Below are 23,403 nucleotides of genomic sequence, written 5' to 3' on the forward strand. Positions count from 1 at the left end.
TGATAGGTGGGCGGCCGGTGCCGCGTGGTGTCGCGCATGCTACGCGGCCCGGGACAAGGCCGTTTCGATCGCGGCCCCCGCGTCCGGCACGTCCTGCACGGCCGCTTCGCCGATCGCGCCGCCGACGAGGATCACGGCCGGACTGCCGAGCCGTGCTTCGTCGATGCCGCGCGCGAGATCGCCGAGCGTGCCGGTCCAGCGGCGTTCGTCGGGCGTGCCGGCCCATTGCACGGCCGCGGCGGGCGTCGATGCCGGCAGCACGGCGAGCAGGCCGGCGGCGATGCTGTCGACGCGGCTCATGCCCATGTAGATCGCGAGCGTGGTGCCGGCCGCCGCGAGACGCGCCCAGTCGGGTTCGCCGTGGTCCTGGCGGTGGGCGGTGACGAACGTGACGCCGTGGCAATGCTCGCGGTGCGTGAGCGAGATGCCGAGGCTCGCGGCAGCCGCGAATCCCGACGAGATGCCGTTGACGATCTCGACCGGAATCGCGGCGGCGCGCAGCGTGGCGAGTTCTTCGCCGGCTCGCCCGAACAGCAGCGCATCGCCGCCTTTCACGCGCACCACGTGCGCGCCCCGCAGCGCGTGGCGGCGCATCAGCTTCTCGATGAACGCCTGCGGCGTGGAGCGGCAGCCGCCGCGCTTGCCGACGCGGATCACGCGCGCCTGCGGTGCGAGTTCGACGATGCCGGGCGCGACGAGATCGTCGAGCAGCAGCACGTCGGCAGCGGCCAGCGCCTTCACGGCCTTCAGTGTAAGGAGATCGGGATCGCCGGGGCCGGCGCCCAGCAGCGTGACTTTGCCTGTCGTCATGTCGTGTTCCAGTGCCGCCTGCATGTGGCGGCCGATAGCGCGTTGTCTGCGCGGCGGCGGCGGGCGGTCGAAACGCACCGGCATCCGGCCGTGCCGCGCACGGGGGGACGCCGTTGTCCTGGTCGGCCCGCCTGCGCGACGGGTCTGGTTTGCGGGGACTGCCCACCGGCGCCGTTGCCGGTGTCATGCATCGGGTTCAGCAATATCCGGGCCAACCGGCACGGCAAGCCACGCCGGCGAGGCGGGAAGGCGCGCACCGCGCCGCATGATGGCCCCGTGCGGGCCCCGTGCGCGCAGGCGGCCGCCGCGCGCGGGCAGCCGCAATGCCGCATCGGCGTGCATCGTGCCCCGCCAGCGCGCACCGCGATGTCGCACGGCGACAGTGCTGCAGCGCACCACATCTGTGCCTCGCTGCATCAAGGCGCATCGGGCGCCGGGTGTCGCCGCGCGTCGCACGGCGCCCGATGCGCCTTGCGCGGCGGGGCTGCAGGGCCGATTCGCGTCGACATGGCACGGCGTTTGCGTAAGCTGGTTCGGGCGGATCAATGGCGATTCGTCCGCAGTACCGATTACTAGACGCGCCCGGCAACGGGCTTCATGGGCAACGGCGTCCTACGCATCGGGTCTCGACGAGACCGGGTGCGCAGGACGCCGTTTTTCGTTTGGCGGATGACATGACCGACAAAGCTACCCGTATCGATCTCTTCAGCTTCCGCACCGCGCCGATGCGCGCGTTCCACCTGACGTGGATGGCGTTCTTCGTGTGCTTCTTCGCATGGTTCGCGTGCGCGCCGCTGATGCCGCTGATCGCACGCGAATTCCACCTGAGCGCCGCACAGGTCGCCAACATCAACATCGCGGCCGTGGCCGCGACGATCGCCGTGCGGCTGCTGGTCGGCCCGCTGTGCGACCGCTTCGGCCCACGCCGCGTGTACGTCGGCCTGCTGCTGCTCGGCGCGATTCCCGTGTTCGCGGTGTCGTTCACGCACGACTACCTGTCGTTCCTGATCTGCCGGCTCGGCATCGGCGCGATCGGCGCGGGCTTCGTGATCACGCAGTACCACACGTCGGTGATGTTCGCGCCGAACGTGGTCGGCACCGCGAACGCGACGACGGCCGGCTGGGGCAATGCCGGCGCGGGCGCGACGCAGGCGCTGATGCCGCTGCTGGTGGCCGCCGGCCTGATGCTCGGCTTCGGCGACGATTCGTCGTGGCGTATCGCGCTGTTCGTGCCGGGCGTCGCGATGCTCGTGATGGCCTGGGCGTACTGGCGCTTCACGCAGGATTGCCCGCAAGGCGACTTCGTCGCGCTGCGCAAGGAAGGCGTGACGGTCGACAGCGGCAAGAAGGGCGGCTGGGCGAGCTTCGTCGCGGCCTGCGGCAACTATCGCGTGTGGATGCTGTTCGTCACGTACGGCGCGTGCTTCGGCGTCGAGGTGTTCATCCACAACATCGCCGCGCTGTACTACGTCGATCACTTCAGCCTCTCGCTGAAGGACGCCGGTTTCGCGGTCGGCCTGTTCGGGCTGCTCGCCCTGTTCGCCCGTGCGCTCGGCGGCTGGCTGTCCGACAAGATCGCCGCGCGCCGCAGCCTCGACGTGCGCGCGACGCTGCTGTGCGCGCTGATCGTCGGCGAAGGGCTCGGGCTGATCTGGTTCTCGCATGCGCAAAGCGTCGGCATCGCACTCGTCGCGATGCTCACGTTCGGCCTCTTCACGCACATGGCTTGCGGCGCGACCTACGCGCTGGTGCCCTTCATCGACCGCAAGGCACTCGGCGGCGTCGCGGGGATCGTCGGCGCGGGCGGCAACGTGGGCGCGGTCGCTGCAAGTTTCCTGCTGAAAGGCGTCGGCGACGTGCAGTACACGCTGAGCCTGCTCGGCCTGGCCGTCACCGCCACTGCGCTGTGCGCGATGGCCGTGCGCTTCAGCGAAGAACACAAGGCACGCGAAGCCGAGCTGCGCGATCGCGCGCTGGCTGCCAGCAGCGTCGCGAACTGATCGACCGAAGGAAACGTCATCATGAAACTCATCGTCATCGGCCACGGCATGGTCGGCCACAAGCTCCTCGAATGCGTCGCGGCGGAAGCGGGCACCGCGGGCACGCTGCAGGTCACCGTGCTCGGCGAGGAGCCGCGCCCGGCCTACGACCGCGTGCACCTGTCCGAATTCTTCGCGGGCAAGTCGGCGGACGACCTGTCGCTCGTCGAACCCGGTTTCTTCGAGCGTCATCCGCAGTTCGACCTGCGCCTGAATGCGCGCGTCGCGTCGATCGACCGCGCCGCGCATACGGTCACGCTCGTGTCCGGCGAAACGCTCGCGTACGACAAGCTGGTGCTCGCGACGGGTTCGCGCCCGTTCGTGCCGCCGATGCCGGGGCACGATCGCGCGGGCTGCTTCGTGTACCGGACGATCGAGGATCTCGAAGCGATGCAGGCGTGCGGCGAGCACGCGACGCGCGGCGTCGTGGTCGGCGGCGGGCTGCTCGGCCTCGAATGCGCGAAGGCGCTGCGCGACATGGGGCTCGACACGCACGTCGTCGAATTCGCGCCGCGGCTGATGGCCGTGCAGGTCGACGACGGCGGCGGCCGGATGCTGCGCGCGAAGATCGAGTCGCTCGGCGTGACCGTGCACACGGGCAAGAACACGCTCGAGATCGTCGATGGCGAGGAGGGCACGCACCGGATGGCGTTCGCCGACGGCTCGCACCTCGACGCCGACATGATCGTGTTCTCGGCCGGCATCCGGGCACGCGACGAACTGGCGCGTGCGTGCGGGCTCGACATCGGCCCGCGCGGCGGCGTCGCGATCGACGACGCCTGCCGCACGAGCGGCGCCGACATCTATGCGATCGGCGAATGCGCGGCGTGGAACGGCATGGTGTACGGCCTCGTCGCCCCCGGCTACGACATGGCGCGCGTGGTCGCGAAGCAGCTTGCAGGCAGCGCTGATGGCACGGGCGCGGCTGCATTCGCGGGCGCCGACATGAGCACAAAGCTGAAGCTGATGGGCGTCGACGTTGCGAGCATCGGCGACGCGCACGGCACGACGGCCGGCAGCCGCACCTACCAGTACGCGGACGAGCGCCGCCAGGTCTACAAGAAGCTCGTGGTGTCCGACTGCGGCAAGTTCCTGCACGGCGCGGTGATGGTCGGCGACGCGGCCGAATACGGCACGCTGCTGCAGATGATGCTGAACCGCATCGAGCTGCCCGAGTCGCCGGAATTCCTGATCCTGCCGTCGTCGGACGGTGTCGCGAAGCCGGCGCTCGGCGTCGACGCGCTGCCTGACGGCGCCCAGATCTGCTCGTGCAACAACGTGTCGAAGTCGCAGATCTGCACGGCCGTCGCCGACGGCGCGACGAGCCTCGGCGCGCTGAAGACGTGTACGGGCGCCGGTACGTCGTGCGGCGGCTGCGTGCCGCTCGTCACGCAGATCATGAAGGCCGAGATGAAGAAGCAGGGCCTCGCGGTCAACAACCACATCTGCGAGCACTTCCCGCATTCGCGCCAGGAGCTGTTCCACCTGATCCGCGTCGAGCGCATCACGACCTTCGACGCACTGCTCGCGAAGCACGGCCACGGGCTCGGCTGCGACGTGTGCAAGCCGGCGGTGGCGGGCATCCTCGCGTCGTGCTTCAACGAATTCGTGCTGAAGAAGGAGCACGCAGGGCTGCAGGATTCGAACGACTACTACCTCGCGAACATCCAGCGCGACGGCACGTATTCGGTCGTGCCGCGTATGCCGGGCGGCGAAGTCACGCCGGAAGGGTTGATCGCCGTTGGCCAGGTCGCGAAGAAGTACGGGCTCTACACGAAGATCACCGGCGGTCAGCGTGTCGACCTGTTCGGCGCGCGCGTCGAGCAGCTGCCGTCGATCTGGGAGGAGCTGATCGCGGCCGGTTTCGAATCGGGCCACGCGTACGGCAAGGCGCTGCGCACCGTGAAGTCGTGCGTCGGGTCGACGTGGTGCCGCTACGGCGTCGACGATTCGGTCGGCCTCGCGATCGACCTGGAGAATCGCTACAAGGGGTTGCGCGCGCCGCACAAGATCAAGTTCGGCGTGTCCGGCTGCACGCGCGAGTGTGCGGAAGCGCAAGGCAAGGACGTCGGCGTCATCGCGACCGAGAAGGGCTGGAACCTGTACGTATGCGGCAACGGCGGGATGAAGCCGCGCCACGCGGAGCTGCTCGCGTCCGATCTCGACCGCGCCACGCTGGTGCGCTATATCGACCGTTTCCTGATGTTCTACGTGCGCACGGCCGACCGGCTGCAGCGCACGAGCGTGTGGCGCGACAACCTCGAAGGCGGCCTCGACTACCTGATGGATGTCGTCGTGAACGACAAGCTCGGGATCGCGGCTGAACTCGAAGCCGACATGCAGCACGTGGTCGACACCTACGAATGCGAGTGGAAGAAGGCCGTGACCGATCCCGACACGCGCAAGCGCTTCCGTCACTTCGTGAACAGCGATGCGCCGGACACGACCATCGAATTCGTCGAGACGCGTGGCCAGATCCGGCCCGCGACACCCGGCGAACGCGCGGGTGGCAAGCCCGTGTCGATTCCCGTCGTCGCCGCAGGCGCGGCGCAAGCCGCAACCGAACCCGCAACCGTTTGACCCTGACCGACACCCGCATCTTTTCCAAGGAGCCCATCATGAACGATCGCCTTCCGCTGTCCTGGACCCGCGTGTGCCCGCTCGACGACATCGTGCCGAACACCGGCGTGTGTGCACTCGTCAACGGCGAGCAGGTCGCGGTCTTTCACGTCGCGCATGCCGAAGAGGGCGGTGTGTTCGCGATCGACAACGTCGATCCCGTGTCGCAAGCGGCCGTGATGTCGCGCGGGCTGATCGGCAGCCTCGGCGAGCGCGTCGTCGTTGCGTCGCCGTTGTACAAGCAGCATTTCGACCTGCGCACCGGCGAATGCCTCGAGGCGCCCGAGCAATCGGTGAGCGCGTACCCGTCGCGGGTCGAGGACGGTTTCGTGTGGATCGCGGCCTGACCGCCCCGGAGCGCGCATGACCGCCACCCCCGTCAAGAGCGTGTGCCCCTACTGTGGCGTCGGCTGCGGGATGGTGCTGCACGTCGAGGACGGCGAAGTCGTCAAGGTGTCCGGCGACTCCGACCATCCGACCAACTTCGGGCGGCTGTGCACGAAGGGCTCGTCGGCGCACGTTGCGCTGCGCCGCTCGGGGCGGCTCGATCGCGCGTTCGTGCGCCGGGCGCGCGAGGACGACCTCGTGCCGCTGCCGGCGCGCGACGCGATCGCCGACACGGCGCGCCGCCTGCGTGCGGTGCTCGATGCGCACGGGCCGGACGCGTTGTCGTTCTACGTATCGGGGCAGATGTCGATCGAGGCGCAATACCTCGTCAACAAGCTCGCGAAGGGCTTCGTCGGCACCAACAACATCGAGTCGAACTCGCGCCTCTGCATGGCGAGCGCGAGCACCGGCTACAAGCAGTCGCTCGGCGCGGACGGCCCGCCCGGGTCGTACCAGGACTTCGATCGCGCGAACCTGTTCTTCGTGATCGGCGCGAACATGGCCGACTGCCATCCGATCCTGTTCCTGCGGATGATGGATCGCGTGAAGGCCGGCGCGAAGCTGATCGTCGTCGATCCGCGCCGCACCGGCACGGCGGACAAGGCCGACCTGTTCCTGCAGATCCGGCCCGGCACGGATCTCGCGCTGACCAACGGGCTGCTGCACCTGCTGCATGCGAACGGCCGCACCGACGCCGCGTTCGTCGACGCGTACACCGAAGGCTGGGACGCGATGCCCGCGTTCCTCGCCGACTACACGCCCGAGCGTGTCGCGGCCATCACAGGGCTCGCTGAAGCCGACCTGCGCACGGCCGCGCAATGGATCGGCGACGCGCAGGAATGGATGAGCTGCTGGACGATGGGGCTCAACCAGAGCACGCACGGCGTGTGGAACACCAACGCGATCTGCAACCTGCACCTCGCGACAGGCAAGATCTGCCGCCCCGGCAGCGGGCCGTTCTCGCTGACCGGCCAGCCGAACGCGATGGGCGGGCGCGAGATGGGCTACATGGGCCCCGGGCTGCCGGGCCAGCGCTCGGTAGCGTCCGACGACGATCGCCGTTTCGTCGAGAACCTGTGGCGCGTGCCGGCCGGCACGCTGCGCAAGGAAACCGGCAAGGGCACCGTCGACCTGTTCGAGCGGATGGCGGCCGGCGACATCAAGGCATGCTGGATCATTTGCACGAACCCGGTCGCCACGGTGCCGAACCGGCAGAACGTGATCGCCGGATTGCAGGCCGCGGAACTCGTGATCGCGCAGGACGCCTTCCTCGATACCGAAACCAACCGCTACGCGGACATCCTGTTGCCCGGCGCGCTGTGGGCCGAAGGCGACGGCGTGATGATCAACTCCGAGCGCAACATGACGCTGATGCGCGCGGCCGTCGCGCCGCCGGGCGACGCGCTGCCCGACTGGCGCATCGTCGCGGAAGTCGCGCGCGCGATGGGCTTCGGCGATGCGTTCGACTATGCGTCGGCGGCCGACGTGTTCGACGAGATCGTCCGTTTCTCGAATCCGGCGACGGGCTACGACCTGCGCGGCGCGAGCCATGCGGCGCTGCGCGACGGGCCCGTGCAGTGGCCGGTCGCGCCGGGCACCGCGCGCGAGCGGCACCCGATCCGCTACCTGAACGACGGCGTGAGCCAGACGCTGCGCGCGGCCGCCGACGGCAACGCCGCGCCGCGCATCGCGTTCCCGACGCCGTCGGGCAAGGCGCGCTTCTTCGCTCGGCCGCACGTCGATCCGGCCGAGTTGCCCGACGACACGTTCCCGATCGTGCTGAACACCGGGCGGCTGCAGCATCAATGGCACACGATGACGAAGACGGGCAAGGTCGCGATGCTGAACAAGCTCAACCCGCGCCCGTTCGTCGAGCTGCACCCGGACGACGCGAGCGCGCTCGGCATCGCCGCGAAGGACAGCGTCGAAATCCGCTCGGCGCGCGGCCGCGCGGTATTGCCGGCCGTCGTGACCGAGCGCGTGCAACGTGGCAACTGCTTCGCGCCGATGCACTGGAACGACGTGTATGGCGACGACCTGTGCATCAACGCGGTGACGAACGACGCGATCGATCCGGAATCTCAGCAACCCGAACTGAAATACTGCGCGGTTGCACTGCGGCGCGTCGAGACCGATGCGTTTGCGTCCGCCGACGACGAGACGGCGCAACCCGATGCACTTGCCGCCGACGCGCGGCCCGCGCCGGCGACGGTGCAGGCGACTGCTTCACAGGAATCCGATATGGCAGACATCGACACTTTCGCGGCCGCGCTCGGCGTTGCCGACCTCGCGCCGCCGCCGTTGACGGACAACGAACGGCTGTACGTGGCCGGGCTCGTCAGCGGGCTGAAGGCAAGCGCCGGCCGGCGCGAGGGCAGCGTGCCGGTGCTGCCGGCCGGCGCGCCGCTCACGCCGCCGGTGCGGTTCTGGCTCGACGGGATGCTCGCCGGGTTGTTCAGCCGCTCGCTGCCGGCGAGCTTGCCGGGTGCCGCGGCGCCCGCGCTGCCGGCCGATGCCGCTGCGTCCGGCGGCGTGCGGATCGTGCGCACGCGGCCGAAGGTCGTGCTGCTGTGGGCGTCGCAGACCGGCAACATCGAATCGTTGACCGAGGATTACGCGACGCAGTTGATGAACGCGGGCTTCGAGATCCGCACCGCGTGCATGTCCGACTATCCGGTGGCGTCGCTCGCCGGCGCGCAATACGTGTTGCTGATGACGAGCACGTTCGGCGACGGCGATGCGCCCGACAACGGCAGCGAATTCTGGGAAGCGCTGCAGGCCGGCAGCGCCGCGCCCCTCGACGGCGTGCACTTCGCGGTGCTCGCGTTCGGCGACCGCAACTACGACCAGTTCTGTGGCCACGGCCGCCGGCTCGACGCGCGACTCGCGGAACTCGGCGCGGCGCGTCTCTGCGCACGCGTCGATTGCGACGTCGAATTCCAGCGCGACGCCGACCAGTGGCTCGAACGCGTCGTTGCGCGGATCAAGGAGGCCGATGCCGCGCTGCACGCGGTGCCGGCCGGCGGCCTGAGCCCGTCGGGGCTGCTGCCGACGAAGGCGCATCCGGCGCCGTCGAAGCTCGTCGCGAACCTGCGGCTCAACCGTCCGGGCGCAGCGAAGGACACGCGCTACGTGTCGCTGTCGACCGAAGGCGCGAACCTCGAATACGAAACCGGTGACGCGCTCGGCGTGTGGCCGACCAACTGCCCGGAACTGGTCGACGAACTGCTGTCCGTCACCGCGCTGAAGGCCGATGCGCCGGTGTCGGTGGCGGGCGCCGGCGACATGCGCCTCGGCGATGCACTCGCGCGCCACTTCGACATCACGCGTCCGCATCCGGACGCGCTCGCCTTCATCGCGTCGCGCAGCGCGAACGGCGCGCTGAAGTCGCTGCTCGGCGACGACCGTAAGAGCGACCTCAAGCAATGGCTGTGGGGGCAGCAGCTCGCGGACGTGCTGCACGAGTTTCCGGTCGAGCTGTCGGGCACGGAGCTGGTCGGGATGCTGAAGCGGATGCAGCCGCGTCTCTATTCGATCGCGTCGAGCCCGAGCGCGCACCAGGGCGAGATCCACCTGACCGTGTCGGCCGTGCGTTATCACAACGGCCGGCGCGCGCGCAAAGGCGTCGCGTCGACGTTCCTCGCCGATCGTGCGGAGGACGGCCGCGTGCCCGTGTTCGTGCAGAAGTCCGCGCATTTCCGGCCGCCGGTGAACGGCGACGTGCCGATCGTGATGGTCGGCCCCGGCACCGGCGTCGCGCCGTTCCGCGGCTTCCTGCACGAGCGGCAGGCGCGCGGCGCGCGCGGGCGCAACTGGCTGTTTTTCGGCGAGCAGCATGCGCAGACCGATTTCTACTACGGCGACGAGCTGGGCGCGATGCACGACAGCGGCTTCCTGACGCGGCTCGATCTGGCGTTCTCGCGCGACCAGGCCGACAAGATCTACGTGCAGGACCGGATGCGCGAGCAGGGCGCCGAGCTGTTCGCGTGGCTGGAGGAAGGCGCGCACTTCTACGTGTGTGGCGACGCCGCGCGGATGGCGAAGGACGTCGATACGGCACTGAAGGCAGTGGTCGCCGAGCACGGCGGCATGTCGGACGACGATGCGAGCGACTATGTCGCGCGGCTCGCGAAGGCGCGCCGCTACATGCGCGACGTGTACTGACCGCGGGCGGCGCGACTTGACGCGGCCCGCCGGCATGCGGGCCCGGCTTCGGCGACGCGCTGGCCTGCGGCGGCCCGGGCCGTCGGGACGGCTGGCGACCGCGAACGCGGCGCGCGACAGGCCGGGCGGCGGGCGTCGCGTTCCTGCGTGAACCGCCGGCCGCCGCCGGTTTACATCACTGCTGACGATCCCAGGCGCGCGCCTGTTCGGCACGGACGAACGCTTCCGACGACTGCGGCAGCAGGTTGCGGAATGCGCCGCCGTCGCTTTCGATCACGTCGACCATCTTCGCGATCATCTCTTCCGGGTCGTGCTGTTCGAGCGGGAACGTCAGCTGCTCGGGTGTCACGGTGTGGACGGCCGGATCGTGCCAGCGCTTCGTGGTCTCCATCATCCGGTCGTTGAAGCCGGTGCTGTACGGGCCGGGGTTCACGGTCGCGACGCGAATGCCGTGCGGCGCCAGCTCCGCGTGCATCGCCTCGGCGATCGATTCGATCGCATGCTTCGATGCGCAATAGGCGCCCGTGAACGGCCCGGTAATCAGGCCCGCGATCGACGACACGAACACGATCTTGCCGCGCTTGCGCTCCAGCATTCCGCGCGCGATTTGCTGCGTGAGCTCGAGCGGCCCGAACACGTTGACGTCGAACAGGTCGCGGACGATCCCGGCCGGCAGGTCGACGAGCGCGCCTGCTTCGCCGACGCCCGCGTTGTTCACGAGCACGTCGAAGTCGAGCTCGGCCGCGCGAGCGCGATCGTGGGCCGACGTGACATCGAGCTTGATGGCGCGCAGTGCGGTGCCGCGTTGCGCGGCGGCGTCCGTCAGTGCATCGATCTCGACGGTGACGCGCACGCCGGCCGTCACGTCGTGACCGCGTGCGGCGAGCCGAAGCGCGACTTCGCGGCCGAAGCCGGTGCCTGCGCCGGTGATGAGGATGCGTTTCTGGGTCATGTGCTTACCTCGTGGAGTGGAAGGTGGCCTGAAAGCGGTCGCGGCAGTGCCGGGCGATCGCGGTGTCTTCGTCGACGCTGCCGCCCGACACGCCGATCGCGCCGACGCAGCGTCCGCTGCCGTCGACGAGCGGTTCGCCGCCGCCGAACGTGACGAGCCCGCCGTGGCTGTGCTCGATCCCGCGCAGCGGACCGTCGCCCGACATCGCGCCGAGCGCGCCGGTCGATACACGGAAGCGGACCGCCGTCAGCGCCTTGCGCTGCGCGAGGTCGATCGCCCCGAGAAAACAGTCGTCGGTGCGCACGAACGCGAGCAGGTTCGCACCCGCATCGACGATCGCGACGGCGATGCCCGCGACCTGCAACGATGCGGCATGCGCGAGTGCGGTTTCGATCGTACGGCGGGCGGCTGCGAGCGGCAGGGGGGTGGTGAGCGGGTCCATTCGATGCTCCGGTGACGCGACAGGGCCAGTGTAGGCAGTTGCGGTATATGGGAGAATCCGCATTCCACTCGAAAGAGTTTCAAGTTTTTCTAATGATGAGCCGACGCGATCCGATGGCCGGGCTGCACGTGTTCATGACGGTCGCGACGGCCGGCAACTTCACGCGGGCGGCCGCCACGCTTGGCCTGACGCCGGCTGCCGTCAGCCTCGCGATCGGGCAGCTCGAGGGCGAGCTGAACGTGAAGCTGTTCAATCGCAGCACGCGCGGCGTGAGCCTGACGGAAGCCGGGCAGCGCTACTGGCGGCAGACGGAGCCCGCGTACCGGCAGGTCGTGCAGGCGCGCGACGAGCTGAAGGATGCGCGCAGCGAGCCGAGCGGCGTGTTGCGCGTGACCGCGCTGCCGCTGGCGCGCACGCTTGTGATCGCGCCGGTGCTCGCCGTATTCCGCGAGCGTTATCCGAAAGTGCGGCTCGAGATCCGCTACGAGAACGAACTCGTCGATATCGCGAAGGACGGCTTCGACGCGGGCATTCGTCTCGCCGACCGGCTGCAGCCGGGCACGATCGGCGTGCGGATCGCGCCTGCGCTGTCGTGCGCGCTCGTCGCATCGCCCGGCTATCTCGCGCGGCACGGCACGCCTGCGTCGATCGCGGCGCTCGAGCGGCATGCATGTATCCGCTTTCGGTTTTCGGAGAGCGGGCGGCTGCACAAATGGCTGCTGCACGACGGGCGCCGCGATGTCGATCTCGATCCGGAAGGCGTATTCGTGACGAACGATGCCGATGCGGTGATCGACGCGGCGCGCGCCGGTGTCGGGATCGCGTTTGCGTTCATGCGCGAGCGGATCGAGCAGGACCTGCGCGACGGCGCGCTCGTCGAGGTGTTGCCGGGCGCGTGCCGGACGCTGCCGCCGATGTGGCTGTATTACGTGAATCGCAAGCACGTGCCGGCGAAGCTGCGCGCGTTTATCGACGTGCTGCGGGAGCGTGCGGGGGTGGCGTAGCGCGGCCGCCGGCAGCGACGCGCGGGACGGTGCATGATGGCGGCTCCATCCTGTGTCGACGGAGTCACGTCATGCCGACTATTCCGTTTTCGTTGCGCGCGCTTGGTGTCACCGTTTCGCTTGCCATTGCTGTCGCGCTTTGCCGCGCACCGGCCATCGCCCAGACCTCGACCGTGCCGGCCGGCACGGACGCGGCAACACCCGACAATGCGGTGCTGCTCACGGTCTTCCTGAAACACGATCAGTCGCGCCCGCTCGCCGAGCTGAACGCGCAGTTGGCGAAGCAGGGGTTCTACAAGGCGTTTCCGCCGCCGGGCGTCGAAGTGGTGAGCTGGACCGTGGCGATGGGGATCGGGCAGATCGTCGTGCTGCGGCTGCCCGCGTCGCGGGTGCGTGAAGTGAATCGGGTGCTCGAGGATACGGCGTGGGGCGCGTACCGGACGGAGTTCTATCCGACTTATGACTACAAGGCGATCGGGCTGGCAGCGCATGAGCGGGGGAAGTGATGAGTGTGCGCGCGCGTGCTGTGGCGCCCGTAAGAATGCAAACCAAGGCCGAATAGCCCGATGTGGCGAATGGCTGGCAAGACATTCTGACTGTTTCCCGATTATCGACACGCAGTGCGATATCGGGACAATTCTTGCCTGAGATGAGATAAATCGAGAATCAATGAAAGCGAATTCTGATTAATTGCAATCAAAATCGTATGAATTGATTTGAAGTGGTGGGGAATAAGAAGCATCCAAAAAAGGCATTGCTTCATATCTTTACAACGTTTGGCAATTGTTGACAGTCGCCCTATGGTTTGCTGACGATTGCTTTGCTACCGTTCATCGATCTGAAAAGAAGTCCAATAAAGAACGATGAACAAGAAGACCTGCCGTCTGGTGTATTCCAGATTCCGGGGAATGGTGGTGGTTGTCGAAGAGACGGCTGCTGCTTCGGGGAAGACTGCTTCCGGCGAGCGCCGTGCCGGCCGGCGCGCACTCGGCGGTTCGGGCCGGCTGATCGCGGCCGCATCGCAGGCCGGCGCGCCTTCGCTCGCGCTGACGCCGGGCACGCCCACCCACGTGATCCAGACGCAAAACGGTTTGCCGGAGGTGAATATCGGCAAGCCTGCCGGCGCTCGCGTATCGGTCAATATCTATAACCAGTTCGACGTTCAGATGAACGGCACGATCCTGAATAACTCGCCGATTCTCGTCAATACGCAGCAGGCCGGTTAAATCAACGGGAATCCGAATTTCGGGTCCGGCCAGTCGGCGCGGATCATCGTCAACCAACGCCCATGAGACGAAAGCGGGCGTAGCCCGCCAAGAGGGGAACGGCCCGCATCGATCTAGCAGGGCATGCAACATCAGTAATTGGCTGTATTTAACAATTCAAACAAAAGGAAATGAAAATGAATCGACTGTGTCTGGCAACCGTGATCGGAGCGGCGGTATTGCTGGCGGGATGTGGGGGTGGCGATGGTGACGGTAGCGGCGCCACGGCAACCGGCAACAGCAGCAGCACCAACACTGGCAACACCAGCAACAGCAATAACGGCTCGACCGGTGCGGGAACGGATACCACGTCGACCGATCAAACCACCCCATTCAAGTGTCCGAGCGGCTACAAGTCGATACAGCTGACGAAGAGCACGATCCCGAATGCAACCATGACGCTCGTGACCGACGACGGCGTGGCGACGTATACGTTCAAGACGCCGCAGGACGGCGTGGTCCGTGACGGGACGGTGTGTCTGGGCAAGCCCGATCCGGTTCCCGCAGGCGTGCAGGCCGACGTGATCTACGAGATCAAGGCGTATGGCGGTTTCTATGAAATGTCCGACCGGAAGCTGACCCTGAACTTCACGTCGAACCTCATTCCCGATCCATTCCCGCCGGTCGTTGAGCTGGCAGACGTATCGAGCGGAACGGTCGCGTACAAGCCGGCGATCCAGGGGAACCTCATTTCGACTCCGCCGAATTTCAGCCTGAGCGTCTATCCGAACGCTCCCGGCCTGTACGTGGTGCGCCTGAAGCGGTAAGCACCGCGCCTGGCCGCGGCGAGCGTCCCGTTTCGTCTGCCCGACGACTTGACGCGTTGAGCCGCGGCCGTCATGGCAAGCCTGTTTGTTTGATATCGGATCGTCCCGGCATCCCTGCACGCGTGGGCGGCGGCGTGCCGGCAAAACATGACCCGCTAGCCCGAAAATATTTGACCCCATTTAAGTGAGCCCGCTCGGGCTTGCGGATTCGTGCTCGTCGCGGCGCACCGTTCGGGCAGTTTTCTCCCAAATGCATCACAAGTCATTCATCCGATGAAAAATCCCCGTCGGTTCCCGGTATGATGCGCACCTCGCGCGTGATCGGTCGTCGATTTTGATACGACATTGATACACGCGGCGCTACAAATCCGCACAACGAGCGCGTGAAAGATTTTGTAATATAAGACCCGTATACTTGTAAGTTCTGATTCAGGCGCTCCTTGCCATTTCTTCCGGCCGACCGCCCACGCAGAACAACCAGATTCGTCGCCGCCTGGCCTCCTTGCGCCGCGACACGCTATGCACCACCACTGAATAATCTATGTCTTCCCGCCACTCTGGTTCGCCCGGCCGCGCCGCGGCGGTGATCGCCCGTGTCCGGGCGCTGATCCGCCACGAGCGTGTGCTGTCGCCGCTGCTTGCGCTCGGCATCGGCCTGCTGCTGATCGTGGTTTTCCAGCACCTGTCGGAATCCGTCGACTACCGGTCGGTGATCCGCCAGTTGCGTCACATGTCCGCCGGCGAGTGGGGTGCGTCGCTGGCCGCGACGGCCCTCAGTTACCTCGCACTCGTCGCCCGCGACGCGGTCGGCCTGCGCTACGTCGCCGCGAAGGTGCCGCGTGTCGCGTTGTGGATCGGCGCGATCGCCGGCTCCGCGCTCGGTAACGCGACCGGCTTCGGCGCATTGACGGGCGGCGCGGTCCGCGCACGCGTGTACGGCGTGTCGGGCGTCACGCCCGCGCAGATCGGCCGGATGACGGTGTTCACGAGCGGCACGCTGGCGCTCGCCATGGTGTTGATGACGGCGGTCGGCATGGTCTGCGTGCCGGAGGCGCTCGCCGCGATGCTGCACGTCGCGCCCGGCGTGCTGACGTGGGCCGGCGCGGCGCTGCTCGTGGTGCTGGCCGCGATGGTCGTGATGTGCGGCAACACGGCACGCCCGGTCGTCACGCGCTTCAAGTGGCTATCGTTCGACGTGCCGGCACGGCGGGATCTCGTCGCGCAGGTCGTCTACGCGGTACTCGACGTCGTCGCGGCGGGCTTGACGCTGTGGGTGCTGCTGCCGGCCGCGCCGGTCGGCTTCCCGACCTTCATCACGGTGTACGCAGCCGCGCTGCTGCTCGGGATGATCGGCCATACGCCGGGCGGGATCGGCGTGTTCGAAGCCGCGATGGTCTTCACGCTCGGTCGCGAAGTGCCCCCGCACGCAATGGTCGCCGCGCTGATCGCGTATCGCGCCATCTATTTCGGCGTGCCGCTCGTGCTGTCGGCAGGCCTGCTGGCCGGTTTCGAGGGCCGCGCGCTGCGGCGCCGGCTGGTGACGCGGCAGGCCGTGCGCGTGTCGCAACTCGCGCCGGTGTTCCTGAGCCTCGTGACGTTCGCGGTGGGCGGGATGCTGGTGATCTCGAGCGCGACGCCCGCATTCTGGCACCGGATCGCGATCCTGCGCCACCTCGTGCCGCTGTGGGTGCTCGAAGGCTCGCAGGTGATCTGCAGCGTGCTCGGCGTCGCGCTGCTGTTCGTCGCGCGCGGGCTGCTGCGTCGCCTCGACGGCGCCTGGTGGATGACCTTCGCGCTGACGCTCGCAAGCCTCGCGCTGTCGCTGGCGAAAGGCCTCGCGTTCGTCGAGGCCGGCGTGCTCGGCACGCTGCTGGTGCTGCTGCTCGTCAGCCGTCGCCGCTTCAATCGCCATTCTTCGCTGCTCGCCGAGCGCTTCACGGTGAGCTGGTTCGTGTCGGTGACGATGGTGCTGATGCTGGCCGTGTGGGTGCTGTTCTTCGCATTCCGCGACGTGCCGTACACGCGCGAGCTGTGGTCGCATTTCTCGTTCGACGCGCGTGCGCCGCGTGCGCTGCGTGCGACGCTTGCGTCCGGCGTGTTCGTTGCGCTGTTCGCGCTGTGGCAATTGCTGCGCCCGGCGCCCGGCCGGTTCGTGAAGCCCGTGCCGCAGGACCTGTTCGACGCCGAACGGATCATCCGCGCGCAGGAATGCAGCGATGCGGGCCTCGCGCTGATGGGCGACAAGTCGTTCCTGTTTTCGGAATCGCGCCAGGCCTTCCTGATGTATGCCAAGAACGGCCGCACGTGGGCTGCGCTGCACGACCCGGTCGGGCCGCGCGAGGAATGGCCGGCGCTGATCAGCAAGTTCATCGCGCTCGCCCATGCGCACAGCGGTCGCGCGGCGTTCTACCAGGTGCGCGCGAACGCGCTGCCGCTGTATCTCGACGCAGGCCTCACGCTGATGAAGCTCGGCGAGGAAGCGCATATCGCACTCGACCGGTTCGACCTGAAGGGCTCGAACCGGTCGCACCTGCGCTACGCGCTGCGCCGCGGCGACAAGGATGCGCTGACGGTCGAGGTGATCGCGCCGGACGACGTGCCGGCCGCGCTGCCGGCGCTGCGCGACATCTCCGACGGCTGGCTCGACAGCCGCGATGCACGCGAGAAGAGCTTTTCGGTGGCCGCGTTCCACGACGGTTATCTTGCGACGCAGTCGGTGATGCTCGTGCGGCAGGCCGACAAGCCGATCGCGTTCGTCACGTTCATGACGACCGACCTCAACACCGAGGCGACGGTCGGCGTGATGCGCCATCTGCCGGACGCGTCGCCGTACGCGATGGAGTATCTGTTCACGCAGCTCGCGCTGCATCTGAAGGAAGCGGGTTTCCGCAAGCTGAGCCTGGGCATCGCGCCGTTCTCGGGGATGGGGGCGGCGAAGATGCCGTCGCCGTGGCACCGGCTCGGCCTGATGGTCTGGCGCTTCGGCGGCCGCTTCTACAACTTCCGCGGCTTGCGCGCTTTCAAGAGCAAGTTCGAACCGCACTGGGAGCCGCGTTATCTCGCGGCCTCGGGCTCGGTCGGCGTGTTCGTCACGCTTGCGGATCTGTCATTGCTGGCTGGAGGTCGGCGCTCATGAGTTTGAAGAAGGGAATCGCGCGGGCGGCAGCCGCCTGCGCGGGAATGATGCTGGCCGGCGCCGCGTGCGCCACGCAGCCGGCCGCAATGAAGGCTGAAACCGTATCGGGCGGCCGCTACGGGCCCGTCACCGTGACCAAACCCAGCGGGCCGCTGCGCGGCTTCGTCGTGCTGTTCTCGCGCGAGGCCGGCTGGAATGCGGCCGACCAGCAGGCCGCCGATGCGCTCGCGAAGGCCGGTGCGATGACGGTCGGCGTCGATTCGGAGCGCTATGCGACGAATCTCGCCGCGAAGCAGGAGACTTGCCACCACCTCGACGGCGACGCCGAAGCGGTCAGCCACCAGCTCGAACGTCTCGCGCAGTCGTCGCGTTATTTCACGCCGATCGTCGCGGGTGTGGGCCAGGGCGGTGCGATCGCGAAGCAGATCCTGTCGATGGCGCCGGAGAACACGATCGCGGGCGTCGTATCGGTCGACCCGGCCGCGAAGCTCGATCCGCGCTTCAAGCCGTGCCCGCCCGATCCGACGATCGTGCGCCGCGCGATGCCGGGTTTCGTCGAAACGGCAGCCGCGGGCGACAACACGAAGCTCGTGTCGCTCGTCACGTCGCATCTGCGGGACACCACCAGCGGCGACGAACTCGATGTGTCGGATCTGCCGCTCGTCGAGCTGCCGGCCAAGGGCGGCAACGGCCAGCTCGCGATCGTGATCTCGGGTGACGGCGGTTGGCGCGATCTCGACAAGACGATCGCCGAGGCGCTGCAGCGCGACGGCGTGTCGGTGGTCGGCATCGACAGCCTGCGCTATTTCTGGAGCGAGAAACCGCCCGCGCAGGTGAGCCGCGATCTCGCGCGCGTGATGCGCACCTACATGGCGCGCTGGCATGCGAATCGCGTGGCGCTGGTCGGTTACTCGTTCGGTGCCGACGTGATGCCGTTCGCGTACAACCGGCTGCCGGCCGACCTGCGCGACAAGGTCGCCGTGATGTCGCTGCTCGGCTTCGCGCCGGCCGCCGATTTCCAGATCCGCGTGACGGGCTGGCTCGGCATGCCGGCGAGCGACAAGGCGCTGAAGGTCGCGCCGGAACTCGCGAAGGTGCCGCCGCAGCTCGTGCAGTGCTTCTATGGCGCGGAAGAGAAGGACACGATGTGTCCGGCACTCGTGAACACGGGCGCCGACGTGATCAAGACGCAGGGCGATCACCACTTCGGCCGTGACTACATCGCGCTCGAGAAGAAGATTCTCGGCGCGTTCGGCAAGCCGGTGGCGGCGCGCTGAACGCCGGCGCCCGCTTCGCGGCGGGGGCCGGCCGGACCTTTCCGGTTCATCGTACGGGCGGCCAGCGTGCCGCCCGTTTCATTTTCCGGCTTGCGTTGCCGCGTTCTGCTGCGGCATCGCCTCTCTCGCATCGCGCTGATAGAAGCCCGGGAACCGGTCGAGCTGCCGCCGCGCGGCCGTGATGTCCGTGCCGTCGCCGAGCACCGCGCTCGAAAACCCCGTGCGCTCCATCAGCAACAACTGGTCGACCAGCACGTCGCCGGTCGCGCGCAGGTCGCCGGCGAAGCCGTAGCGCTTGCGCAGCAGGTACGCCTGGCTGTATGCACGGCCATCGGTGAACGACGGAAACTGCAGGTCGATGCGCGCGGCCTGAGCGATTTGCGCGGCAAGCGGCGGCAGTTCCTCGTCGTTGCCGATCGTCAGCGTCGCGGCGTCGTGCGATGGCGTGTCGGCGGTGTGTTCATCCGGCGTCAGCAGCCGGATACGTGCGCTCGGGTATTCCTGCTTCATGCGTGCTCCACCTGATGGCGCGCGTCGTTCGCGGCGGCCTTGAAGGGTTCCATGCCGATGCGGCGTACGGTGTCGATGAATCGTTCGCTGCGGCCGTCGTCATCGATCCGCGCGTCGAGGTAGGCGTTGACGATCGCGTCGACGACATCGACGATCTCGTCCGCCGAAAACGACGGACCGATCACCTTGCCCGGCCGTGCGGGGCCGCTCGCGGTCGAGCCGTCCGAGCCGCCGAGCGTGACCTGGTACCACTCGGCGCCGTCCTTGTCGACGCCGAGGATGCCGAGGTGGCCGCTGTGATGATGGCCGCATGAATTGATGCAGCCGCTGATGTGCAGGTCGATGTCGCCGACGTCGTGCAGCATGTCGAGATCCTGGAAGCGCTCGGTGATCGCGTCGGCGATCGGGATCGAGCGTGCGTTCGCCAGCGCGCAGAAGTCACCGCCCGGGCACGCGATCATGTCCGTCAGGAGTCCGACGTTCGCGCTGGCGAGCCCGATCGCGCGGGCGTTTTCCCACAGCAGGAACAGGTCGTCGACATGCACCCACGGCAGCACGACATTCTGCGTGTGCGTGACGCGCGCCTCGCCGGCCGAGAAACGGTCGGCGAGATCGGCGAGCGCGTCGAGCTGGTCCGGCGACGCGTCGCCCGGCGCCTGCAGACGGCGCTTGAACGACAGCGTGACGATGCGCAGCGCCGGGTCGCGGTGGTCGGCGACATTGCGTGCGAGCCAGCGCGCGAAGGCCGGATGGCGTGCGGCCTGGGCGGACACGCGCAGGTTCGCGTCGCGCAGGCCGGCCGTGCGCGGCTTGAGCCTCGGAGGGACGAACGAAGCGGCGATGCGGTCGAGTTCGACCTGGGCAATCGTGTGCAGCCCGCCGTCGTGATCGACGATCTGGCGGAACTCCTCCTCGACGTCGTCGATGTAGCGCTGCCCCTCGGTCTTCACGAGGATCTTGATTCGCGCCTTGTACTTGTTGTCGCGCCGTCCGTAGCGGTTGTACACGCGGACGATCGCCTCGATGTAGTTCATCACGTGCTGCCAGGGCAGGAACGCGCGCAGCAGCGTCGCGATCGTCGGCGTACGGCCCATCCCGCCGCCGACGCTCACGCGAAAGCCGAGAGCGCCCGCGTCGTCGCGCACGAGCTTGAGTCCGACGTCGTGCCAGTCGGTCGCGGCACGATCTTCGGCCGACCCGGTGATCGCGATCTTGAACTTGCGCGGCAGGAACGCGAATTCAGGGTGCAGCGTCGTCCACTGGCGCATCACTTCGGCGAACGGGCGCGGATCGGCGATCTCGTCCGGCGCGACGCCGGCGCGCTCGTCGCACGAGATGTTGCGGATGCAGTTGCCGCTCGTCTGGATGCCGTGCATGTCGACGGTCGCGAGCAGGTCCATCACGTCGGCGGCCTTCGCGAGCGGAATCCAGTTGAACTGCACGTTGGTGCGCGTCGTGAAGTGCGCGCTGCGGGTCGGCAGGCGCAGCGTGCCGAGCAACGCCTGCGCGTCGCATGCGGCGCGGTAGGTGGCGTCGTCGGGCACGTCGTAGTCGCGCGCGATCCGCGCGAGCACGCGCAGCTGCGCGCTCGACAGTTCGCCGTACGGGACGGCCACGCGCAGCATCGGCGCGTGGCGCTGCACATACCAGCCGTTCTGCAGGCGCAGCGGCCGGAACGCGTCTTCGCTCAGCGTGCCGTGCTGCCAGCGCTCGAGTTGGTCGCGAAACTGGGCGGCGCGGCTGTGCACGAGCGCCCGGTCGAAAACGGTGTATCGATACATGACGTGATACGCGAGGAGAGCCACGGCGCGATGCGCGCGGCTCAGGGGGGCGTTGCGACGGGTGTCAGGCAACCGGAGACAGCGTAGGGAACGCGGGGCGGCGGGACAAGCAGCAGATCGGGACGAAAAGGGCGCAGCAGATGGCCGGCGAGACGTCGGTGCGGGCCGGCGCGGACCGGGCATGCGTGCATGCCCGTGACGGGTGTTTACGCGTCGGCGTCGACGACGAGCGCCGGATCGAGCGCGCGGATGCGCTGGTCGATGAAGTAGCCGCCGCCTTCCTGGTAGCGCAGGAACAGGCGGCTGCACGAGCGGCAGCGGCTGACGGTGCAGCGGTTGTACGGGAAATGGCGCAGCGCGATCGGCGCGTCGTCCGACGCGTAGCGTGTGCCGCCCGGATGATATTCGGCGTAGGTCGGCTCCGTATCACCGGGCGGCGCGAGCGTGGCGACTTCGGTCAGTTGCGCGTCCTGCAGCGACAGCGGCAGGGTCGTCCATCCGGCGAGCGGCGTTTTCGTGCAGGTGCACGGCTGCGTGACGTGCGCCGCTTCGGCCGTCAGTTTCAACAGCGCGTCGTGATCGAGGTAGGGCAGTTGACTCATGGGACATCATGAAGGGGCGGTGGGATCAGCACTGTAACCTGCGTGCGGATTGCATGCATGGCGGCCATGACGCAGGTGGCCCACCGCGTGCATCGTGTGCGATTCAACCGCCCTTGCGGACCGACGGCTGCGCGACCAGCTCGCCGAGCACGCGGATCGCGCGCTCGATGTCGCGGCTCCACGGATGGCCGAAGTTCACGCGCACGCAACGCTCGAAGCCGTGCGCGGCCGAAAACAGCGGGCCCGGCGCAAAGCTGATCCCGCGCGCGATCGCTTGCCGATGCAACTCCATCGCGTCGATCGCGTCGGGAAACGCGAGCCACAGAAAATAGCCGCCTTCGGGCCGCACCCACTCGACGCCAGGCGGCAGCCAGCGCCGCAGCGCGTCGTCCATCCGGTCGAGCTGCGTGTGCAGCGCGCCGCGCAGCTTGCGCAAGTGCCGGTCGTAGCCGCCATGCTCGAGATAGTTCGCGATGCCGGCCTGCGCGGGAATGCTGGCCGACAGCGTCGTCATCAGCTTGAGCCGCTGCACCTTCTCCGCGAACCGGCCGGCGGCGGCCCAGCCGATCCGGTAGCCGGGCGCAAGCGTCTTCGAGAACGAACTGCAGTGCATCACGAGTCCATGCCGATCGAACGCGCGCGCGGGCAGCGGATAGTCGGGGCCGAAATGCAGCTCGCCGTATACGTCGTCCTCGATCAGCGGCACGTCGCGCGCGGCGAGCAACTCGACCAGCGCCCGCTTTTTTTCGGTAGACAGCGTGACGCCGGTCGGATTCTGGAAATTGGTCATGAACCAGCACGCGCGAATGTCGTGCCGGTCGAGCGCGTTCGCGAGCGCATCGAGATCGAGGCCCGTGCGCGGATCGACCGGAATCTCGACCGCGCGCAGGTCGAGCCGTTCGATCGCCTGCAGCGCCGCATAGAAGCCGGGCGCTTCGACGGCCACGACGTCGCCTGGCCGCGTAACGGCCATCAGGCACAGGTTCAGCGCTTCGAGCGCGCCGTTCGTGACGACGATCTCGTCGATGGGCTGCGAGATGCCCGTCGCGAGATAGCGCCGTGCGATCTGCTGGCGCAGCGCCTCGTTGCCGGGCGGCAGGTCGACGACCGTGCTCCACGGGCTGACGAGCCGCGTGGCCTGCGCGAGCGATTTCGCGAGACGCGGTAACGGAAACAGTTGCGGCGACGGGAATGCGGAGCCGAGCGGCACGATGCCGGGTTGCGTGGCCGCGTCGAGGACGGAGAACACGAGGCTGCTGATGTCGACCTTGCGCGTGGCGCCGGCCCGTCCTGTGCGGCGCCTGGCAGCCGGGCTCGCCTGCGGCGTTGCGCCCGGCGCGACGTAGTAGCCCGAGCGTTCGCGTGCGCGGATCAGCCCCCACTGTTCGAGCAGGTAGTACGCGCGAAACACCGTCGACTGGCTCACGCCGTGCTGTGCGATGATCTGCCGCAGCGACGGCAGGCGCGTGCCGACGGCGAGGTTGCCGTTGCGGATGTCGTCGGCGATCGTGTGGGCGAGGGTTTCGTAGCGTTTCATCGGCGAGGGTGGCGCGCGCCGTCGCCACGCGCGGGCCGGACTGGCGCCGCGCCGGCGGGCGCGGCTCATTGTCCGATGCGCGGCCCGAAAAAGAAAGCGCAGGCGCGTCGG

General features: G+C 68.1%; 17 protein-coding genes. 10 read left to right on the forward strand and 7 right to left on the reverse strand.

The window, feature by feature from the left end; genetic code table 11:
- Positions 1–39 precede the first annotated feature (39 nt).
- Positions 40–810 carry a uroporphyrinogen-III C-methyltransferase gene (gene cobA / locus HAV18_RS01965; RefSeq protein ID WP_166951975.1) on the reverse strand — a complete coding sequence of 257 codons (771 nt, stop codon included), beginning with the start codon at positions 808–810 and terminating at the stop codon, positions 40–42.
- A gap of 674 nt (positions 811–1,484) precedes the next feature.
- Here cobA and HAV18_RS01970 point away from each other — a divergent pair.
- From HAV18_RS01970 to HAV18_RS01985, 4 genes are read left to right on the forward strand one after another with little or no spacing between them, the layout of a single operon-like run.
- A complete protein-coding gene (locus HAV18_RS01970; RefSeq protein WP_166951978.1) occupies positions 1,485–2,810 on the forward strand; it encodes an MFS transporter in 1,326 nt (441 codons plus the stop codon).
- A 21-nt stretch (positions 2,811–2,831) separates the two neighbouring features.
- Positions 2,832–5,429 carry a nitrite reductase large subunit NirB gene (gene nirB / locus HAV18_RS01975; protein WP_166951981.1) on the forward strand — a complete coding sequence of 866 codons (2,598 nt, stop codon included), beginning with the start codon at positions 2,832–2,834 and terminating at the stop codon, positions 5,427–5,429.
- Positions 5,430–5,467: 38 nt separating this feature from the next.
- Positions 5,468–5,815, forward strand: coding sequence for a nitrite reductase small subunit NirD (nirD, locus tag HAV18_RS01980; RefSeq protein ID WP_011354949.1), 348 nt, complete (start codon positions 5,468–5,470; stop codon positions 5,813–5,815).
- Positions 5,816–5,831: 16 nt separating this feature from the next.
- Entirely contained in the window at positions 5,832–10,019 is a 4,188-nt protein-coding gene (locus HAV18_RS01985; protein WP_166951984.1) for a bifunctional nitrate reductase/sulfite reductase flavoprotein subunit alpha, read from the forward strand.
- 175 nt (positions 10,020–10,194) lie between these two features.
- Here HAV18_RS01985 and HAV18_RS01990 read toward each other — a convergent pair whose 3' ends face one another.
- Entirely contained in the window at positions 10,195–10,971 is a 777-nt protein-coding gene (locus HAV18_RS01990) for an SDR family oxidoreductase (RefSeq protein ID WP_166951988.1), read from the reverse strand.
- A 4-nt stretch (positions 10,972–10,975) separates the two neighbouring features.
- Positions 10,976–11,413: a heme-binding protein gene (locus HAV18_RS01995; RefSeq protein WP_166951991.1), complete on the reverse strand. Its 438-nt coding sequence runs from the start codon at positions 11,411–11,413 to the stop codon at positions 10,976–10,978.
- Positions 11,414–11,508: 95 nt separating this feature from the next.
- Between HAV18_RS01995 and HAV18_RS02000 the strand changes: the two genes are divergently transcribed.
- From HAV18_RS02000 to HAV18_RS02025, 6 genes are all read left to right on the forward strand, one after another.
- On the forward strand, positions 11,509–12,417 hold the full coding sequence (locus HAV18_RS02000) for a LysR family transcriptional regulator (RefSeq protein ID WP_208101753.1): 909 nt from the start codon (positions 11,509–11,511) through the stop codon (positions 12,415–12,417).
- A 71-nt stretch (positions 12,418–12,488) separates the two neighbouring features.
- Positions 12,489–12,923 carry a hypothetical protein gene (locus HAV18_RS02005; protein WP_166951997.1) on the forward strand — a complete coding sequence of 145 codons (435 nt, stop codon included), beginning with the start codon at positions 12,489–12,491 and terminating at the stop codon, positions 12,921–12,923.
- A 357-nt stretch (positions 12,924–13,280) separates the two neighbouring features.
- Positions 13,281–13,643, forward strand: a complete 363-nt coding sequence (locus HAV18_RS02010) for an ESPR domain-containing protein (protein WP_166952000.1) — start codon at positions 13,281–13,283, stop codon at positions 13,641–13,643.
- A 176-nt stretch (positions 13,644–13,819) separates the two neighbouring features.
- Positions 13,820–14,449 (forward strand): hypothetical protein, encoded by a 630-nt coding sequence (locus tag HAV18_RS02015; protein WP_166952004.1) that lies wholly within the window; start codon positions 13,820–13,822, stop codon positions 14,447–14,449.
- 541 nt (positions 14,450–14,990) lie between these two features.
- The gene (mprF, locus tag HAV18_RS02020) at positions 14,991–17,585 is read left to right on the forward strand and encodes a bifunctional lysylphosphatidylglycerol flippase/synthetase MprF (protein ID WP_166952007.1); all 2,595 of its coding nucleotides are present in this window, start codon (positions 14,991–14,993) and stop codon (positions 17,583–17,585) included.
- Positions 17,582–18,862 carry a virulence factor family protein gene (locus HAV18_RS02025; protein WP_166952010.1) on the forward strand — a complete coding sequence of 427 codons (1,281 nt, stop codon included), beginning with the start codon at positions 17,582–17,584 and terminating at the stop codon, positions 18,860–18,862. Before mprF ends, HAV18_RS02025 begins: the two co-directional genes overlap by 4 nt.
- A 78-nt stretch (positions 18,863–18,940) precedes the next feature.
- Here the strand turns inward: HAV18_RS02025 and HAV18_RS02030 are convergent, their stop codons facing one another.
- The 4 genes from HAV18_RS02030 to HAV18_RS02045 all read right to left on the reverse strand — a co-directional run bounded on the left by HAV18_RS02030 (position 18,941) and on the right by HAV18_RS02045 (position 23,292).
- Complete coding sequence (locus HAV18_RS02030; RefSeq protein WP_166952013.1) at positions 18,941–19,372, reverse strand: DUF934 domain-containing protein; 432 nt, start codon at positions 19,370–19,372, stop codon at positions 18,941–18,943.
- Positions 19,369–21,153, reverse strand: coding sequence for a nitrite/sulfite reductase (locus HAV18_RS02035; protein ID WP_166952016.1), 1,785 nt, complete (start codon positions 21,151–21,153; stop codon positions 19,369–19,371). The genes HAV18_RS02030 and HAV18_RS02035 overlap by 4 nt, the downstream gene beginning before the upstream one ends.
- A 206-nt stretch (positions 21,154–21,359) precedes the next feature.
- Positions 21,360–21,755 carry a hypothetical protein gene (locus HAV18_RS02040; RefSeq protein WP_166952019.1) on the reverse strand — a complete coding sequence of 132 codons (396 nt, stop codon included), beginning with the start codon at positions 21,753–21,755 and terminating at the stop codon, positions 21,360–21,362.
- A 103-nt stretch (positions 21,756–21,858) separates the two neighbouring features.
- Positions 21,859–23,292: a PLP-dependent aminotransferase family protein gene (locus HAV18_RS02045; protein ID WP_166952022.1), complete on the reverse strand. Its 1,434-nt coding sequence runs from the start codon at positions 23,290–23,292 to the stop codon at positions 21,859–21,861.
- Positions 23,293–23,403: the final 111 nt, after the last annotated feature.

Origin of the sequence: Burkholderia sp. D-99 (assembly GCF_011605345.1) — a bacterium.
Classification (GTDB): Bacteria; Pseudomonadota; Gammaproteobacteria; order Burkholderiales; family Burkholderiaceae; genus Burkholderia.